This window comes from Rhodospirillum sp. A1_3_36, from assembly GCF_047263945.1.
Classification (GTDB): domain Bacteria; phylum Pseudomonadota; class Alphaproteobacteria; order Rhodospirillales; family Rhodospirillaceae; genus Rhodospirillum.
The window spans coordinates 890,531-906,990 of sequence record NZ_JBLAVB010000001.1; the positions used below are offsets into that span (position 1 = coordinate 890,531).

Consider the following 16,460-nt stretch of genomic DNA (forward strand, 5'->3'; position numbering starts at 1 on the left):
TCTTTCCGCTTCGCTTCTCTCAGACGCACTCCCTGTCCCGCCTTTCTCCCCCGAGGGTCGACCTGACCTTCCCACCCGACATTCGCAATGTTGGGTTCTCCGCATATCGTTTCACCTACAAGGGGTTTCAATCGATGTCCGCCGTCACAAAGGACGATATTCTCAAGGCCTTGGCCACCGTGAAGACGCCCACGGGCCAGGATCTGGTTTCCCAGGGATGGGTGGACAGCCTGTCCGTTCAACCTGGAGAGGGGGGAGCTGCCGTGATTCTGACCATCGCCGTCCCCCCGGAACTGGGCGAAAAGCTCGAACCGCTGCGCCGTCAGGCAGAAGACGCGGCCCGTGCCCTGCCCGGCGTGGGTCGAGTTACAGCGGTCTTGACCGCCCAACGGCCAGAACCGCCACCGATCAACAGCAAACCCCAAGGGCCGAACAAGATCGCGCTGCCGACCATCAAACATGTGATCGCCGTGGCCTCCGGCAAGGGAGGTGTGGGCAAATCCACCACCACGGCCAATCTGGCCCTGGCGCTGGCCTCCCAGGGCCTAAAGGTCGGTGTCTATGACGCAGACATCCATGGCCCGTCCATGCCCCGCATGTTGGGGGTGAGAGACGAGAAGCCCCAGTCCGCAGGAGGAGAACAGGCCTATCCGGTCACTGGCCATGGGCTGGCGATCATGTCCATTGGTTTCATGGTGGCCGAAGACGACCCGGTGATTTGGCGCGGCCCCATGGTCATGGGCGCCCTGGAGAAGCTGCTTCGGGACGTGGTTTGGGGGGATCTGGATATTCTGCTGATCGACATGCCGCCGGGGACGGGGGATGCCCAATTGACCATCAGCCAGAAGGTCCCTCTATCCGGCGTGGTCATCGTCTCCACCCCCCAGGACATCGCCCTGCTGGACGCCCGCAAGGGTTTGAACATGTTCCGCAAGGTGGATGTCCCCGTTCTCGGCCTGATCGAGAACATGAGCTACCACCTGTGTTCCAATTGCGGACATCGGGAAGAGGTCTTCAGCCACGGCGGTGCCAAACGTACGGCGGAGGAACTCGGGGCGGAGTTCCTGGGGGACCTGCCCTTGGATATCAAGATCCGGGCGACGGCGGACATTGGCGCCCCGGTCACGGTCAGCGATCCGGACGGCCCCCATGCCCTGGCCTACAAGGCCATCGCCAAACGCATCTGGGATAAGTTGGAGGGATAGGGGAAGCCCTGGTACCTCCCAAGGTCATTTTCAGAGACCACCGCAGTGAAGACGAGCCCCAAACTGCGGCAATCAAACACCCGACTGGGCGCCAGGCAAAGCGCGCCCAGTCGAAGCCCTTCGCGCGGCCAGAGTGCCTTCGAGATCAAATTGGCCCAGGTCTTGGCCCGACTTGATCTCGAAGGCACTCTAAAATCTATCTAGTGAGAGTGAAACTGGCGTAAGGCAAGTCAGCACCGGATGCCCCTACGTCCATCCGGTGCTGAAGCCCTCAATGACTCATCAGAACCGGGATGGTCATATGGCGCACGATGTGGCGGGTCGCCCCACCGAGCACCAATTCGCGCAGGCGGGAGCGGCCATAGGCCCCCATGACGATCAGATCGACGCTTTCGTCAGCGGCCCGGGAGAGCAGCATGGCGCCCGCATCCATGTCTTCGGCATGGACAGCATGGGCTTCGGCTTTCACCCCATGGCGGGCCAAATGCAGACAAATGTCAGCACCCGGGACCTCGCCATGGCCCTGACGGCCCCCGCGCGGGTTGACGACGACCACTTCCACCTTGCTCGCCCGTTTCAGGAGGGGAATGGCGTCGTTGACGGCCCGGGTCGCCTCCCGGCTTCCGTTCCAGGCGACCATCACATGGTGACCGGCGCTCTTGAAGGTGCCGGCGTAGGGCACAACCAGAACCGGCCGTGCTGCATCCAATACCAGATGGTCGACGAGCCCCGACTCCCCGTCCATTTCGTCGTCGCGGGGGTCGATTTGACCGGCGACCACGAAATCCGTGTAGCGGGCATGCATACAGAAGCTCTCGACCAAATCCCCTTCGGCCTCGCGCCATTCGTAAGATACGCCAGCGGCCTTGGCCACGGATTCGAACATCTCGTGTTCAACCTTGATGGCGTCGGCGGCGAACTTGCGCTGGGCCTCGGCGACCTCGGGACCCAATTGGGACATGACGAACTGTGGCACATGGGGAACGGTCTTCACCCCCAGGCCCGTCAAATGCGCCCCATGTTCCACGGCCATGGCCGCCGCCAATTCCAGCCGAGCCCGGCAATGGGACGACTTATCAACATGGACTAGGATGTCCTTGAAAGACATTGCTTCCTCCTTGAACGGTGGGTGATGATCCGGATCCCGAGGATTCACACCGGACTTCACCCAACCCTATTGAATACGGACCGAGGGGAGCCGCCAGGCCAAAAGCCATCAGCCCAGAAACGATCCATGGGACGGTCGCGAAAAGGTCCTCCTCCCCCCCTGGCCGAACCACTTGGACAGGGGCGGCCTCCCACCTGGCACTGGATCCTAAATCACTGGGACGCGGAGATAAACCGCCAAGTCGATGAACGAGCCCTGCGGAAAATCCGCATCTGATCCGCGCGATCCACCACATCCCCAGGAGAGAGCCCCCCAGGACACTGCCTTGGTCGCCATCCTGCTGGGCAGCCTGTTGGGCGGCGTCGGTCAGATCACCGCCCAACAACATATCCCCCATGCGCCTTAAGTCGGTTCATCGGGTCTGGACATCCCGCTTCTCACCCGTATGCTGGGACTTCGTTGGTGACGATCCGTCCTTAACACCCCGAGAAGGTCTCTTCCCGAAGCGGCCCCAGGACCCAGCCACCGCAGTATGCCCCCGGCCCCCGACCCATCTGGTGACCGCCTCAAAGGCGCACCGATCAGTTCACAGGGAAAGTGGGGCGAACGCGTCAGGAGTTGCCCGACCATGGATTACGAGAGCTTTTTCGCAGACAGGCTGAGCAGTCTGAAGCGGGAAGGACGGTACCGCGTCTTCGCCGACCTGGAACGCCAAGTCGACAGGTTCCCGATCGCGCGGAACTACCGGAACGGCATAGTCCATGAGGTCACCATTTGGTGCTCGAACGACTACCTGGGCATGGGGATCCATCCCGAATTGCTGACTGCCATGGATGAAGCCCTGCGCATCTGCGGCGCCGGCGCTGGGGGAACCCGCAATATCAGCGGCACAAACCATTACCATGTACTGCTGGAGGAGGAACTCGCCCTCTGGCACGCTAAGGACGCAGCCCTTCTGTTCACCAGCGGCTATGTTGCCAACATGACCGCCCTGATGACCCTGGGATCCCAAATTCCCGACTTGGTCATCCTGTCGGACTCCGACAACCATAATTCCATGATCGAAGGGATCCGTCACTCCCGGGCGCCGAAGGAGGTCTTCCGCCACAACGACCTGGAGCATTTGGAAAGCCTCCTGCGGAAGTATCCTAAGGAGACTCCGAAGCTGATCGCCTTCGAATCGGTCTATTCCATGGACGGGGACATTTCTCCCATTAAGGAAATCTGCGATCTGGCCGATAAGTATGGCGCCATGACCTATCTGGATGAAGTCCACGCCGTGGGTATGTATGGCGAGACCGGCTCCGGCGTCGCCGAACGGGACGGCCAACGCGATCGGATCACCATCATTCAGGCGACGATGGGGAAGGCCATCGGCGTGATCGGCGGCTATATTTGCGCCTCGCGGAATCTGGTGGACTTCATCCGCAGCTTCGGTGCGGGCTTCATCTTCACCACCTCCCTGCCTCCGGCCATAGCGGCTGGCGCCCTGGCCAGTGTCCGGTATTTAAAGGCGCACAACGAATTACGCATCCGCCACCAGGAACGCGCCGCCACCGCCAAACGGCGTCTGGCAGAAGCGGGCCTCCCCGTCATGCCATCTGTCAGCCATATCGTTCCCGTTTTGGTGGGGGACGCGACCCTGTGCAAACAGGCGTCGGACCTCTTGCTGGAGCTGCACGACATCTACGTTCAGCCCATCAATTATCCCACCGTGCCCAAAGGGACAGAGCGTCTCCGCCTGACCCCAACGCCGCTGCATGGGGATGAGCATATGGACCACATGGTCGCAGCACTGACCGACGTTTGGCGCCGCCTTGGATTGAAACAACGCGCCGCGTGACACGTTTACCAGAGCGGAATAATGCGGTATACTGCACCTGCTTCGCAATTGAGCGAGGCCCGCATTGGAAGACACAGCCATGTTCGCCGACAACACCCTGACCCCGCGTGAAGCGGTTCGCCTTTGTGCCCTCGGAACCATTGCCCGGGGTCCCCGGCGCTATAGCGATCTGGCCGCCTCGGTCCGCCATTTTATCACCCGCCTGACGGGTCCCTCCCTGGACCTGCTGGGTAGCTCCATGGAACTGTTGCGCTACGAGGGGCTTATGGAGCCCGTCGATGGGGAGGGGATGGAAGATGATGCCCTCCTCGCCATCACCGAAGGGGGGAAAGCCGAGTTCATCCGCCTGATGACGGCAAACCTTCGGGCCTCCTCGGACCTCTCCCGACTGATCACAGCTTTGAAATTTCGCTTCCTGGATCTGCTCCCCATGGACCAGCGGGCCATGCAGGCCGATCTTTTGCTGGAAACGGCGGAAACGGAACTGGCCCGCCTGTTAGACCTGCTCGCCGCATCCCGCGAAGAAGGCGTAACCATGCGGGACTGGCTCGCCCATGAAGTCTCCATCGCCGAATCCCGTCTGGCTTGGCTGGAAGACTTCTCCCTCCGACAGAATCCCCAACCGAACAAGACTTAAGGTCCGACGAGTCCTCGGGGAAATTCGACTCCAAAGCTATATATCTTAACCTTTCGGACACGGAACTAGTTTCCATGGAGTTGGAAAGCACAACCACTACAGGTAGTTAGTTTGAAGTGGTTGCTGTTTTCCCCTTCCGGTATCAAAATCCGACCTTCGGAGGCGCCTTGGTGGGGAAAATGGGCGGAGGGAAACGGATATTTGGGGTCTGCTTGTCCCTTCTCTGGTGGTTCTGCGCATCAGACCCGGGATGGGCGAAAGCCGACGGCGAAACGGATAGCCTGCGCCTTCAACTCCCCTGGACCCACCAATTCGCCTTCGCCGGGGTTTATGCTGCCATCGCCAAGGGCTTCTATGCGGATCGGGGCTTGACCGTCATCCCCCTGGAAGCCGAACCGGGCAGCGACCCCGTGGACCGAGTCCTCTCCGGCGATGTGGACTACGGACTCTCGAGCACAGATCTTCTTGTCCCCCTGTCGAAGGGGGCCCCCCTGGTGGCCCTTGGAGCCATCCAACAACACTCCCCAAAGGTGATCCTGGCCCGCGCAGACACAGGTATTCGAACGGTCCATGATCTGGTGGGGCGGCGTCTGGGCCTGTCCAACGACTGCCTGCCCGTCCTCGCCTATCTCGCCAGCGAGGGCCTTGACCTCTCTCTGATGGACATCACCCAGCGGGATTTCACCCCCGACGCTTTGATCGACGGCAGCCTGGACGCCGTCTGCGCCAGTGAAGCCGACGACCCCTACATCTTGAAGGCCCTGGGGCTGGAGATCCTTACATTCTCGCCCCGGGCTTCTGGCATCGACTTCTATGGGCAGATCCTCTTTACCACCCACAAAACCATGGCCGATCATCCCGAGCAGGCGGAGGCCCTGCGTGCCGCCACCCTGCAGGGGTGGGATTACGCCATCACCCATACCCGGGAAATCGCCGAATGGATCCGCAAGCGCCACGGCGCCCGTCACGAACTGGCACATTTGCTTTTCGAGGCGGCCACCCTGCGGCCCTTGATCGCCTCTGATCTGGTCGAGCCGGGGTACATGAACCCCGGGCGGTGGGAAACCATCCGTGACACCTATGCCCGCTTCGGCCTCATCCCACGGAATACGGAGCTTGCCGGATTTCTTGCAGGACCGGGCACGGGGACCCGTACGATCATGCGAACCGATCCGCGCTTTCTCTACGGGGCTGCAGGGCTTGCACTCGTCACCTTGGCCATCGGTGGAGTCGCATGGCGGATAACGGCCATGAACAGGCGTCTCGCCCGGGAGATGTCGGAGCGGGAAATCGCCGAACTCCAGATGCGCGACAGCGAAAGCCGCTACCGGACCCTCGTCGAAAGTGCCCCCTACCCCATCGTTATTGCCGGGCTGGAAACGGATCGGATCCTGCACACCAATGCCCGATCAGAAAGCCAACTCCAAATTTCCCGACATTGGGCAAGAGACAAGGCTCTGTCGGGCTTTTTCACCGAACCCGATCGCTTCCGCAGCTTCCGCGACCTGTTGAAACGGAAGGGACAAGCGAACAGTCTGGTGACACAAATGCGCACCACAGGGAACGGCGCCTTCTGGGCCGATGTCTCCGCTTCGATCATCACCTTCGACGGTGAACCTGCGGTCTTCGCAAGCTTCAGCGACATCAGCGAGACCAAGGCCATGGAGCAGCGTCTAAGAGATCTGGCCGAAACGGACCCCCTCACCGGCGTGGCCAATCGACGCCGTTTCCTGGAGCTCCTGGAGCAGGAAATGGAGCGTCTGCACCGCTACGGTGGGAATCTCTGCCTGCTGCAAATGGATCTGGATCACTTCAAATCCATCAACGACCGCTTCGGCCATGGGGGCGGTGACGCGGCCCTACGCCATTTCACCACCGTTTGCCTGGCCACCCTACGCAATTGCGACCTCTTGGGTCGCATGGGGGGCGAGGAATTCGCCGCCCTCCTCCCCGGAACCAACAGCCGGGGCGCCATGCTGACAGCGGAACGCCTTTGTAGTGCGATCCGGAACGCCCCCTCGGTGGTGGGCAGCCAGACCATCGACATAACCGTCAGTATCGGCGTAACGGATATCCGCCTGGACGACGATGCCGATGGTGCCTTGGCCCGGGGAGACTTGGCCCTCTACCGCGCCAAAACAGAGGGTCGGAACCGGGCCGTGGGCGATTTGGCTCCCCCGACGGCTCAAGGACACGACCTGCCGGAGCTTGAGCTTCCCCAGGACGAGGAAACAGAAGAACGCACCACCGCTCAAGAGTGATGGAAGAACTCGGAGCCATATGATGGCCTCAGCACTCCGTGGCGCGACAAAGTCCGCGTGGTGTTTGAACATAATAGAGCATCGAGCGGAAAACTGGGAACCGGTTTTCCGGTCCACGCGATGCTCTAACCATATGCTTTTAGATCAAACCGCCCTAAATCGATTCCGATTTAGGGCGGTTTGATCCAAAAGCGGCGTGGGGTTCCCCCACCCCGCCACTTGATCTTATTGTCCTGCAGCCAGTTTATTGCGCATAGCCGCAATGATCTCAGTATTCCAACTCTTCTGGCCGACAATGCCAACAATGGACTTTTCCGTTGCCACTTTGGCGCGCGACGAGCTGCTCGTCAAAGGATCGATCCAGACGCCAACGGTTTCCCCTCCCGAGCCGACCACAAGCCCGATTCTACGGGAATGGAACCCTTCTACGTAAAGAGGTTCGGCTTTTTCGACATCGAACCCCGTGTCACGAAGAGCGCTGACTGCGGCCTTTTGAACGACGGGTGCCGGATAGGAGAACGTGACGCTTTCAGCCGAGCTGTCGTCACTTGAGGGTGCAGAGGCGCAAGCACCAACCATCAGAACGGCACTGACCGCCGCGATTACCCCATACTTCATCGACTCACTCTCCAAGATCCTATTGCGGGTACCGCAAGAAACTCACATCTTTAACGGTTTTCAATACAAAACAGTCTGTTTAGAACTGATAAATCGTAACCCCTTGATTTCATGTGACTCTCCCTTGGATCTTGACTCACGATTTAGAGGGAACCCCGAAACAATATGCGTCTCATTTTACAACGATCTTCTCAGCAACCTGAGTCGGCGAACGACAGGCTATCCCAAAGCATCTCCCAGGTTCCTGGCAACCGATAAGACCAAAACGGACGGAAACTCCTCCCCCCTCCCAACTGACGACGAACAGCATTGGATTCTTATGCCAAAGCCATTATATAAGATTATGTTCATGTAAACTCTGTGGGGCATCCGTGACCAACATCACCATTCTGGGCTCAGGCTTCAGCGCCTTGACCACCGTCCGCGAACTCCGCAGCCAAGGCGTCGACGCAGACATCACCGTCATCTCCCCACGCGATGCTCTCCACTACCTACCCAGTTCGATCTGGCTGCCTGCGGGTCTGCGCAAGGGCAAAGACCTGAAGATTCCGCTCGGCAATTTCTTCGCAAGACACCGCGTCACCCATGTGAAAGCCTCCGTCCTCGGATTATCCGAAGGTGGCCGGGTTGTCTTGACCGACGTGGGAGAATATCGCAATGACCAGCTTGTCATCGCGACCGGCGCCCGCTTCATCCGCAAACTGCCCGGGATAGAGCATGCGCTCATTCCCTGCGAAGGCATCACCGTCGGCGAGGAGATCGAGCGCCGTCTCGCGGGGATGACCGGGGGCACCATCGCCGTTGGCTTTGCCTCGAACCCCATGGAACAGGGCGCCGTCAGGGGCGGTCCGATGTTCGAATTCCTGTTCATCATTGATGCCCTCCTCCGCCGACAAGGCCGCCGGAACAGCTTCACCCTAACCTTCTTCAATCCTTCTCTCCGACCAGGCCAGCGGCTCGGCGACAAGGCCGTCGACGGCCTGCTGAAGGAGATGGCCAAACGCGACATCACAACACGGCTGGGTCACAAGATGGTGCGCCTGGAGACCAACAAGGTCGTGACCGAAGGAGGTGAGTTTGCAGCCGACCTGATTCTGTTCATGCCCGGACTGACCGGCCCCGCTTGGCTCGCCAACGCCGACCTTCCCCTCTCCCCCGGTGGCATGATCGCCGCAGACGAGATGTGCCGGGTGACAGACCGGGACGGCGTCTGGGTGGTCGGCGACGCGGGCAGCTATCCCGGCCCAGATTGGATGCCGAAGCAGGCGCATCAAGCGGACCTCCAAGCCAAGGCCGCAGCCGCCAACATCGCGGCCTCGCTCAAGGGGCAGGACGTTGTGACCCGGTTCAAGGCAGAACTGGTGTGTATCGTCGATATGCTCGACAAGGCCATGCTGGTCTATCGAAGCGAAAGCTTCGGCTTCCTCGGCCCGAAGATGAGACTGTTCCATTGGATGAAACGCGCCTTCGAACGCCACTACCTGCGCACCTATCGCTAGAGTGAAACGGGGCCAGCTTCACGCTACACGACAGTCAGTACTTTTCAGTCACTGGGCGTTGCCCCGTCCCCCACTGGGGCCGAAAGGCCCCAGACCTCCAGCATTTACTGGCCGAAAGGCCCCAGACCCCAGGCTGTTATTTTTAGAGCAAATACCGAGCAATCTGGGACAGATTGCGACGGGCGGAACGCACACCGTAGGCGTGACGATTTGCTTCAATGTCAGAGGCTTATACCAAGGTGCGGTGAGTTTGACTCACCGCACCTTGGAAGCGGCCAAGCGGCCGCCGCGCCTTATGGCGCGTAAAAGCCCGCCTGGCGTTTGAACGCAAGAAAAGCGGCGTGGGTTTCAACCCGCGCCGCTTGGTATTAGAGCATCAAGTGGAGCGGAAAACCGGTGCCCACTTTTCCGCTCGATGCTCTAAAAGAAAAATGGGGGTTTGGGGGCTTCGCCCCCAAATGGGCTTGGCAATCGCCCAAAAAATACGACCGGCAGTTACCTCCAGGACGGCGGCACGGCCTCGGCCCCTCGGTTAGCCGCCGATGCCGCATAGGCCGCCCGCCGGAGGGTGTTGATCGAGCCAAGGGGTTCGTGCGCCGCAAGACAGTTCCAGGGACTGAAGGCCAGTTGATCACCCAACGCAACCGTAGCCGCCACATCCTGTGGAGGGATCTCCAGGACTCCGACGGAATGGACCGGGCTTTTCCAGGCCTGCCGGGTATCTTCAACGGAATCGCTGTCCAGAACACGGGGTTGCAAGCAGAATTCGAAACGGATCGGCCCCAGATCAAGGGCGGCTTGCAATTTCGCACCGAAATCGCGTCCCTTGGTTGAAGGACGAATCCTGGCGGCTCCATCAGGCCGAAGCAGGATCTTCATTGCCCCGTCGCCAAGCCGGTAAGGGGTAACGCTGTTATAGGTCATCCGCGCCAAATCACGCCCCAACAGGTGCCGCAAACCGGAACCGTTGAGAAAAGCCCAGTAGCGCCAGCGCATCCGCCAAGGCAGGATGCTGGGAAACAGATATCGTGGCGCCAGTATTGCAACGGTCGTTGCCCGCCGAATGCCATCCAGGGCGCGAAATAAATCCATGGCTTCCGCCGCATCCTTGGACGGTCCTATGGCACTATTCATCAACACGAAATCCTGCTGTCCCGGCGGCGCACCGTCGCACACCGCCCCTTCGACTCCGCGCAGCTTGATCGCCACACCCCTTAGATCGGGATGGGAATCATCATCGAAGAACGCGTTGGAAAACCGGACGAGCGCCTCATAACGACCGGGCTTGGCGAAGAGTCCCCTCCGCCACGCTTGGTTATCGGGCGGATCAATCACCAGTGTCGCCTTCAGACAAGAGTGAGTCTTGCTATGGAACTGCCGGGAAAGAGTACCATCGGCATCAGGGCGCTGGAAGGTGCGCCGACAAATTCCCAGCAGTTCGTCCAGATCCTCAGAAGTGACGGGGCATCCTTGCTCTTGGGTCAAACCGCATATCCTAAGAGTTCCAGGCCCGGCCCACAGGCCTGTGTCAGCGCCACTTGCTGATCTGCGGGCAAGGTCCGAAAGGAGGAGCGAGCCGGTCGGGGCACTGTCGAGACTTTATCGAGCCAGCCCTCGTCTTCGAGCGACGGATCAATAAAACGGATCACCTCCCGCAGCTTTTCCCGGGGCGCAACTTGGACCTCCTCGAACTTCACGTTCAACAGACGGTCCGGCGGTAGATCCTGGAAAACCCGGTGCCCAATCAGGATCAAATCACTCCAAAACCGACCAAAATCCTCAAACGTTGGGAGGGCTGCGGTTTTCTCAATATTCAAAAGCCGAAATGCGAGCGATTCCATCAACACGTCTGCCAGACTGCCTTGTGTGTCCAGGAAACGCCGTTGGACATCAATCCCAAGCCGACGGCACCGCAAGATCGCTCCAAGAAGCACGCGAAAATTGTAGTGACGGCTCATCGATATCGCCGTATCCCGGCCATCGCGATAGACATGGATCACGCGCGCCTCGGGAAACAGACGCAGCAGTTTAGCCGCATGCATCAAAGTTCCACCGGACCGCTCCACCCAGACGCGCCGATCCAACTTCTCCGCCAAATCCTGGAACAAAGCCCGGTAGTGGTCTGCCAAGGGCATGCGAGGACGAGCCCGGACGAGGGGCTCCAACTCGTCCAGCAAGGCCTCGGGATCAACCGTCAGATGGGGAAGGGTCACGGCGATGATCGGTGGCATGGTTTCAGGGGTGAAGCGGGCCCCGGGCATATCATACTGATAGAGAGACTCATCGACCACATGGCCGTCCTTCAGCATGGCGTGGAGGCCCGGACTCTGCCTTGTCAGGGTTTTCCACATGCGTTCGCCGTCGGGACGGCGCCAAGCGAATGCGCTCTGACCGAGGGGAACGAAAAATTCGGAAAGGCTTAAGATCCCCGGATGCTGATTGAGCAGATCCGAAAGCATGGTGGAACCGCATCGCCCCGTGCTGAGGATCAAAACCGGTGCGATCACCTCTTCACTTCCACGAGCGGTCATTATAGGTGAGCGTCCTTCTCCGCGTGAACATGACCCGGCAAGCGATAGCGGATCCCCTCTTCGCTATAAAGCGAGACTGTCAGCATGGTCTGGAACTTGCTGGCCCGGCGGCGTGCACCGAATGCGGGAACGAGTTGGGACAGGATCCGCTCGGCCCCATTGGTCAGGCGCAGGACAGCCAAAGTGCCCGTGGTGTTCATTTTGGGATAGTTGAGCTGATCGGCAAGGTCATCGCCGATCATCGCCCGGGATATCCGGTAGATCTTTCGGCTCAACCGCCGTCGGGCGCCCAATTCGGTGATATCCGCAACAATGGGTGCGGAATTGATCAACCCATTGGCCAGCACAATGGATTCAAGGGTTGGTGGCGGCTCGCAAAGGGTTCCGACCCGGTGGAGGTGCAGGGCGCTGTCTTCCGAGTCAAACAGCAAATCTTCGGGAACCCCCATCAAGTGACCGGCATACCGCCAGATCATCATGAAGGACTCCCGCTCCTCTACCGAAAGGGTAACCCCAAGCATGGCGGCGCGCTTCAATAACAGCCCGGAAAAGGCCGCCGTCGCGTAGGCCATATGGGCGGCGCTGAGGGGCACCCCCCAGGCGGCCTCCTCCCATTCCTCGGCCCGGGACAGCAGGAGCCGAATGCGTGCATGGACAAGGCGGATCCGCACCGACAGCTTCCAACCATCTCCCCGGCGGTCCAGACCTCCAGGGAGAAAAATTTCCACGATCTGCCGGTTGTTCTGCTTCAGGCGTCGGACGCCTTGATCAACAAGACGACCGGTGATCGTGAACGATTGGCTGATCAGGGTGGAAAATCCCTCGATCAAGACCGCCGCCACAAACGCCCCGATGAACATCTCCGAATTTCGATGAAAGGCCCGGCAACCGGGCAAGACCTGATCTGCATCGAACCAGGGAGGGACCTGCTCCGCGTCGGCGAAGAATGCACGGACACTCTCCGGTGCGTCCTGAATCGCCGATGGCCCGACCTCGATGGCTTGCTTGATCCACTCTTGGCTTTGCCCCGCGTCGTGGCGAGACAGTTCCGCAACCACGGCATCGGCCTGGGGGTCGCCAAGGAGAGTCGCGGCCACATACCGACCGGCGAGCCCGGAATCGACAAGTGTCGCCTTGGCGTACCCATCGCGGTAGGCGGTGGGGATGACGTTTCCATCCCCCAAGGGATTGGATGTGGAGAAAGCTGACATGTGCAAATGCCGTAAAAGGTCCAAACAGGGATAAGAAACATACACCCCATAGCATAATTATTGACGGGACGGAACAATCGAAAAACACCCTTTTTCGGAGGGGATTCGCGCGACTGAAGGACACCTGTGATCCGAACCTGGACGGCTGCCTCTACTCCGCTTTCATTGCCCACACCATTCCTGATAGCCGTCAATTGGCAAGAAGAATATCAATCAATAGATGAATGCATAACACATAACACCTATACAGGGTTCCGTTTCGGCAAAGGGAACACAAACTTTATATGTATTTACAACAAACGCCTTTTGGACTACATTTACATCCTATTGCATCTATTGACACAACAAAACTCTCTTGCCGAACGGGAACCATGGCTCAGGCGTCGGGACGCCTGCTTCGCAGTTTCTGGGCCCTGCCCAGACCCGCAAAGGGTCGCGGACCCTTTGATCCCAATGGGAGTCCGGGGCCTCAGGCCCCGGTCTCGCCAAAGAAGGTGGGGGGCGGGGCAAAGCCCGGCGTTTTTCGGTTATTCAAGGAGACAGAGTATAATTAGAGTGAATTGGGGCCAGCTTGATTCGAGCTGATCCCGTTTTACTCTAGGGCCTGGTCCAGATCGGCAATCACATCCGTCGCAGTTTCCAGGCCTACCGAAAGACGGATCACGTCATCTCCGGCCCCCGCCGCTGCCCGCTGCTCGTCGGTGAGCTGACGGTGGGTAGTGCTTGCCGGGTGGAGAATCAAACTGCGGGTGTCGCCGATATTGGCCAGATGGCTGATCAAATTGACCCGCTCAACCACCGCCTTGCCCGCCTCGTACCCTCCCTTCACGCCAAAGGTGAAGACCGACCCAGGCCCCTTGGGCAGGTACTTGTCGGCGAGCACTTTATAAGGACTGCTCTCCAATCCCGCATAACTGACCCAGGCCACTTGAGGGTGCTCCGCCAGGAAGGCCGCCACGGTCCGGGCATTCTCCACATGCCGATCCATGCGCAGTGGCAGGGTCTCGATCCCCATCAGGGTCAGATAGGCATTCATGGGCGAGAGCGACGGACCGAAATCGCGCAGGGCCACAGCCCGGGCTTTGGTGGTGAAAGCAAAATCGCCAAACGTCTCGTGGAAGGTCAGGCCATGGTAGGCGGGCTCAGGTTGGGAGAGGCTCGGGAACTTATCGCTGGCCGACCAGTCAAAACGTCCGCTCTCCACCACTGCTCCACCCAAGGCGTTGCCGTGCCCGGACAAGAACTTAGTAGTGGAATGGACCACCAAATCCGCTCCATGGTCCAGAGGACGACAAAGGTAGGGCGTGGCCATGGTGTTGTCCACGATCAGCGGGATGCCCGCCCCATGGGCCACCTCGGCCACCCTTTCCACGTCCACGATCACCCCGCCCGGATTGGCCAAAAGTTCCAGGAAAATGGCTTTGGTCCGAGGTCCGATGGCCGCCTGGAAATTGGCCGGATCGCCGGGATCTACGAAGGTGCAATCCCAGCCCAACTTCTTGAAAGACTGACCGAATTGAGTCAGCGATCCCCCATACAGATTGCGCGAGGCAATAAAGTGATCGCCGGGCTCCATCAGAGTGAAGAAGGTCAAGAATTGCGCCGCATGACCGGACGCACAGCAGACCGCAGCCCTCCCCCCTTCCAGGCTGGCCACCCGCTCCTCCAGGACACTGACCGTCGGATTGCTCAAGCGGGAATAGATATGGCCGAAGGTATGAAGGTTGAAGAGGTTCGCCGCATGATCCGAATCCTCGAAAACGTAGGAAGAGGTCTGGTAGATCGGCGTCGAGCGCGCGCCCGTCGCCGGATCCGGGGCCGCGCCCGCGTGGATAGCCAGGGTCTCGAAACCATACTCCCCTGGTCGGCGCCCCGCTCCCTCCCTGGCCGAACCCGGCGCTTCCCGGCCTGAAGCTTCCCGACCGGGGGCTTCCCGACCGGGGGCTTGATGTACCTTGCTTGTGATGATGCCCGTATTGACGCCCTGCCAGGACAGTTCTCCCCCCAGGCGCCCGAACTCGATCTTGGGGCAGCGGTCCATGATCACCGTCAGCCCAGCGGCTTCGCCCCGGGCGGCTGCGGTCTCGTTGATCACAGTCAACTGCATCCACAAGGCGCGGATGCCCTTCTCCTCCTTCAGCGCGATGGCCTCGTCCGTGATGGCCCCGGCAGCCTCGGAATTGCGGAAGATATCGACCATGTCGACGGGACCCGGCACCTCAGCCAGGGACGCGTAGACGATTTCTCCCAGGATCTCCTTGCCCGCCTGCCCCGGGTTGACGGGGATGACCCGATAACCCTTGTCTTGGAGGTATTTCATGACGAAATAGCTCGGACGGTTCCAGTTAGCCGAAGCGCCAACCATGGCAATGGTCTTGGTTTCTGCCAGGACGCGGCGGATCAGGCCGTCGGGATAGGACAGCGGCGAAGTGGACATGGGAAACCCCTCCCTGGGCGTTTGCATTCTTATTGGTGGACTTTTATAAATCGTCGATGATTTCTGAGGCGCGCGTCACCCTGCCAAAAAATCGGCCTGTGTCTTCACCACGTAATCCCGGGCAAGGCGCAGGAATTCCGCACCAAGCTCCTTGGTCGCCAAAGCCGGGTTGGAGCCCATGCGTCCGTCCGGAAAGTTGGCCCGCAGGGAGCGCCAATCCGTGAAGCGTCCGTCTGGCGCCACGGGGGGATTCAGAGGCACGTCACGGATTTGATCCGGATAGGCATGCCACGTCACGGCCACTTCCGACGGTGTCGCATGCCCCCCCTCGGCGTCCCCAAAGTAGCGCCGGGCAGCCTCGACCACCGGCGGAGAATTGAACCAATTGACCAGACCACATTGGATATCCGGCGCATTGGCGCCATGGGTCGCCCGCTGCTCCTCGTAGATCTCGTAGAAGGCCGATTGAATGGTGGGAATATTACCGCCATGGCCATTGATGAACAGGAACCGGCGGAACCCATGGGCAGAGAGGGACACCACATGGTCCCGGATCATCGCAATCATGGTCGACGGCCGCAGGGTCATCGACCCGGCGAAGGCCATATGGTGATGGGCCATGCCCACAGCCATGGTCGGAGCCACATAGACATTGAGCGCCGCGCCAACCTCCCAGGCCACCGTCTCTGCGGTGATGGCATCTGTCCCCACGAGGGCTGAGGGGCCATGTTGCTCCGTCGAGCCAATCGGCAGGATCACACCCCGGTGGGTGGTCAGGTATTCGGTTACTTCCGGCCAAGTGGCAAGTTGGAGTCGCAAAGCCAATCTCCTCAAAAATCTTTATCGTATCGAGCGGAAAAATGGGGACCGCAGGAAACGCGGAGCGGACAACCTGTTTTCCGATGGGTGGCGAAGCATGCCTCCGGTCGCCCCGATGGTCAATGGACGGTCGCACATCGGTTTGGAAGTCTTCAACCCCTTTCCCAGCCTTCCGACCGAAGAGCGTGGCGTCAAATCGAGGATGCCTATATCCTTAAACTTTGAAGGCTCTCATGCGTCGAAGCAAGGCGCCAATCGGACACCCGCCCCGCCTGCCCAAGACAGGCGACC

Annotated in this window: 13 protein-coding genes; 6 read left to right on the forward strand and 7 right to left on the reverse strand. The window is 60.0% G+C overall.

Features of this window, described 5'->3' with window-relative positions; genetic code table 11:
- The first annotated feature begins 134 nt into the window (after positions 1-134).
- Positions 135-1,205 (forward strand): iron-sulfur cluster carrier protein ApbC, encoded by a 1,071-nt coding sequence (gene apbC, locus ACLIRY_RS03895; RefSeq protein WP_413204023.1) that lies wholly within the window; start codon positions 135-137, stop codon positions 1,203-1,205.
- 271 nt (positions 1,206-1,476) lie between these two features.
- Here apbC and ACLIRY_RS03900 read toward each other — a convergent pair whose 3' ends face one another.
- Positions 1,477-2,313, reverse strand: a complete 837-nt coding sequence (locus ACLIRY_RS03900; RefSeq protein WP_413204024.1) for a universal stress protein — start codon at positions 2,311-2,313, stop codon at positions 1,477-1,479.
- A 244-nt stretch (positions 2,314-2,557) separates the two neighbouring features.
- Here ACLIRY_RS03900 and ACLIRY_RS03905 point away from each other — a divergent pair, with 244 nt between their 5' ends.
- From ACLIRY_RS03905 to ACLIRY_RS03920, 4 genes are all read left to right on the forward strand, one after another.
- Positions 2,558-2,719, forward strand: coding sequence for a hypothetical protein (locus ACLIRY_RS03905; RefSeq protein ID WP_413204025.1), 162 nt, complete (start codon positions 2,558-2,560; stop codon positions 2,717-2,719).
- A 222-nt stretch (positions 2,720-2,941) separates the two neighbouring features.
- A complete protein-coding gene (gene hemA / locus ACLIRY_RS03910) occupies positions 2,942-4,156 on the forward strand; it encodes a 5-aminolevulinate synthase (RefSeq protein WP_413204026.1) in 1,215 nt (404 codons plus the stop codon).
- A 79-nt stretch (positions 4,157-4,235) separates the two neighbouring features.
- A complete protein-coding gene (locus ACLIRY_RS03915; RefSeq protein ID WP_413204027.1) occupies positions 4,236-4,793 on the forward strand; it encodes a hypothetical protein in 558 nt (185 codons plus the stop codon).
- 212 nt (positions 4,794-5,005) lie between these two features.
- Positions 5,006-7,054 (forward strand): diguanylate cyclase, encoded by a 2,049-nt coding sequence (locus ACLIRY_RS03920; protein ID WP_413204028.1) that lies wholly within the window; start codon positions 5,006-5,008, stop codon positions 7,052-7,054.
- Positions 7,055-7,279: 225 nt separating this feature from the next.
- Here ACLIRY_RS03920 and ACLIRY_RS03925 read toward each other — a convergent pair whose 3' ends face one another.
- Positions 7,280-7,672, reverse strand: coding sequence for a hypothetical protein (locus ACLIRY_RS03925; RefSeq protein WP_413204029.1), 393 nt, complete (start codon positions 7,670-7,672; stop codon positions 7,280-7,282).
- Positions 7,673-8,043: 371 nt separating this feature from the next.
- Here ACLIRY_RS03925 and ACLIRY_RS03930 point away from each other — a divergent pair, with 371 nt between their 5' ends.
- The gene (locus ACLIRY_RS03930) at positions 8,044-9,171 is read left to right on the forward strand and encodes an NAD(P)/FAD-dependent oxidoreductase (protein WP_413204030.1); all 1,128 of its coding nucleotides are present in this window, start codon (positions 8,044-8,046) and stop codon (positions 9,169-9,171) included.
- A 495-nt stretch (positions 9,172-9,666) separates the two neighbouring features.
- On the opposite strand, the gene ACLIRY_RS03935 is transcribed toward ACLIRY_RS03930, so the two are convergent.
- The 5 genes from ACLIRY_RS03935 to ACLIRY_RS03955 all read right to left on the reverse strand — a co-directional run bounded on the left by ACLIRY_RS03935 (position 9,667) and on the right by ACLIRY_RS03955 (position 16,169).
- Positions 9,667-10,656 (reverse strand): hypothetical protein, encoded by a 990-nt coding sequence (locus ACLIRY_RS03935; protein ID WP_413204031.1) that lies wholly within the window; start codon positions 10,654-10,656, stop codon positions 9,667-9,669.
- Positions 10,653-11,702, reverse strand: coding sequence for a sulfotransferase (locus ACLIRY_RS03940; protein ID WP_413204032.1), 1,050 nt, complete (start codon positions 11,700-11,702; stop codon positions 10,653-10,655). Before ACLIRY_RS03940 ends, ACLIRY_RS03935 begins: the two co-directional genes overlap by 4 nt.
- Entirely contained in the window at positions 11,702-12,913 is a 1,212-nt protein-coding gene (locus ACLIRY_RS03945) for an oxygenase MpaB family protein (RefSeq protein WP_413204033.1), read from the reverse strand. The genes ACLIRY_RS03940 and ACLIRY_RS03945 overlap by 1 nt, the downstream gene beginning before the upstream one ends.
- A 592-nt stretch (positions 12,914-13,505) precedes the next feature.
- Positions 13,506-15,350, reverse strand: coding sequence for an O-acetylhomoserine aminocarboxypropyltransferase (locus ACLIRY_RS03950; RefSeq protein WP_413204034.1), 1,845 nt, complete (start codon positions 15,348-15,350; stop codon positions 13,506-13,508).
- A gap of 75 nt (positions 15,351-15,425) precedes the next feature.
- The gene (locus tag ACLIRY_RS03955) at positions 15,426-16,169 is read right to left on the reverse strand and encodes a creatininase family protein (RefSeq protein WP_413204035.1); all 744 of its coding nucleotides are present in this window, start codon (positions 16,167-16,169) and stop codon (positions 15,426-15,428) included.
- Positions 16,170-16,460 lie beyond the last annotated feature (291 nt).

What these genes read in the sequence shown, in the direction of transcription:
- ACLIRY_RS03900 (WP_413204024.1), bottom strand. Translation starts at nt 2,313, where the DNA reads ATGTCTTTCAAGGACATCCTAGTCCATGTTGATAAGTCGTCCCATTGC.
- hemA (WP_413204026.1), top strand. Translation starts at nt 2,942, where the DNA reads ATGGATTACGAGAGCTTTTTCGCAGACAGGCTGAGCAGTCTGAAGCGG.
- ACLIRY_RS03945 (WP_413204033.1), bottom strand. Translation starts at nt 12,913, where the DNA reads ATGTCAGCTTTCTCCACATCCAATCCCTTGGGGGATGGAAACGTCATC.
- ACLIRY_RS03940 (WP_413204032.1), bottom strand. Translation starts at nt 11,702, where the DNA reads ATGACCGCTCGTGGAAGTGAAGAGGTGATCGCACCGGTTTTGATCCTC.
- ACLIRY_RS03915 (WP_413204027.1), top strand. Translation starts at nt 4,236, where the DNA reads ATGTTCGCCGACAACACCCTGACCCCGCGTGAAGCGGTTCGCCTTTGT.
- ACLIRY_RS03905 (WP_413204025.1), top strand. Translation starts at nt 2,558, where the DNA reads ATGAACGAGCCCTGCGGAAAATCCGCATCTGATCCGCGCGATCCACCA.
- apbC (WP_413204023.1), top strand. Translation starts at nt 135, where the DNA reads ATGTCCGCCGTCACAAAGGACGATATTCTCAAGGCCTTGGCCACCGTG.
- ACLIRY_RS03925 (WP_413204029.1), bottom strand. Translation starts at nt 7,672, where the DNA reads ATGAAGTATGGGGTAATCGCGGCGGTCAGTGCCGTTCTGATGGTTGGT.
- ACLIRY_RS03950 (WP_413204034.1), bottom strand. Translation starts at nt 15,350, where the DNA reads ATGTCCACTTCGCCGCTGTCCTATCCCGACGGCCTGATCCGCCGCGTC.